This window comes from Micromonospora solifontis, from assembly GCF_003725545.1.
GTDB classification, from domain to species: Bacteria; Actinomycetota; Actinomycetes; order Mycobacteriales; family Micromonosporaceae; genus Micromonospora; species Micromonospora solifontis.
The window spans coordinates 1-925 of sequence record NZ_RJLN01000201.1 but is presented as its reverse complement, the minus strand read 5'-3'; the positions used below and the strand labels follow the sequence as shown (position 1 = coordinate 925).

Here is a 925-nt window from a genome sequence, read left to right as displayed (position 1 = left end):
GCGTGTCTCCTGGATCTTGTGGTGTGGTTCGGCTATTCACGTCTGTCGTGAGTGGGCGGTTTGAGCTGACCGAGGTCGAGTACGCGCGGATCGCGCCGTTGCTGCCGGCGATGACACCGCGGCGTGGTGGGCGATGGCGTGATCACCGGCAGGTGATCAACGGGATCGTGTTCCGGGTGCGGACCGGGGTGCCGTGGCGGGACGTGCCGGAACGGTATGGGCCGTGGAAGACGCTGTACAAGCGGTTCGTCCGCTGGCAGGAGGACGGGACCTGGGCGCGGATCGAGGCGATGCTGCAGGCCGACGCGGACGCGGCCGGGGACCTGGACTGGCACGGCAACGCCGATTCCACGATCGTGCGTGCCCACCAGCATGCTGCTGGCGCGCGTAAAGGGGGCTGAGCAGCAGTGACGCAGCGCGACGGGAAGGACTCGGCAAGTCGCGCGGCGGGTGGACCACGAAGATCCACACGATCGGGGACGGGCGGGGCCGGAACCTGACCAGCCACCTGACCCCGGGCCAGGACCACGACACCCGTCAACTGGTGCGGCTGCTCGACGACGTGGCCGTGGCCCGTCCCGGCCGGATCGGCCGCCCACGCAAACGCCTCGATTCCCTCTCGGCGGACAAGGCGTACAGCTCGCGCGGCAACCGCCAGGCGTTACGGGCCCGGCGCATCCCGCACGACATCCCGGAGAAGGACGATCAGAAGGCCAACCGCGCCCGGAGAGGATCACGTGGTGGTCGCCCGCCCACGTTCCGCCCGGACCGCTACCGGCAGCGCAACACCATCGAACGGCTGATGAACCGGCGCAAGCAGTTCCGCGCCGTGGCCACCAGGTACGACAAGCTTGCCTGCCGCTACCGCGCCACCGTGCAAATCGCCGACATCCTCATCTGGCTACGCGCGAAACCGGACCGCCCC

At 69.3% G+C, this 925-nt stretch carries 1 protein-coding gene; it reads left to right on the top strand.

Features of this window, described 5'->3' with window-relative positions:
- Window positions 1–110: 110 nt before the first annotated feature.
- Window positions 111–925, top strand: a protein-coding gene (locus EFE23_RS27855) for an IS5 family transposase (RefSeq protein ID WP_373684061.1) whose coding sequence is annotated in 2 segments (ribosomal slippage) — window positions 111–398 and window positions 401–925 — 813 coding nt annotated over the 2 segments. Because the reading frame shifts where the segments join, the coding sequence is not laid out codon by codon here. This gene is flagged as partial in the annotation.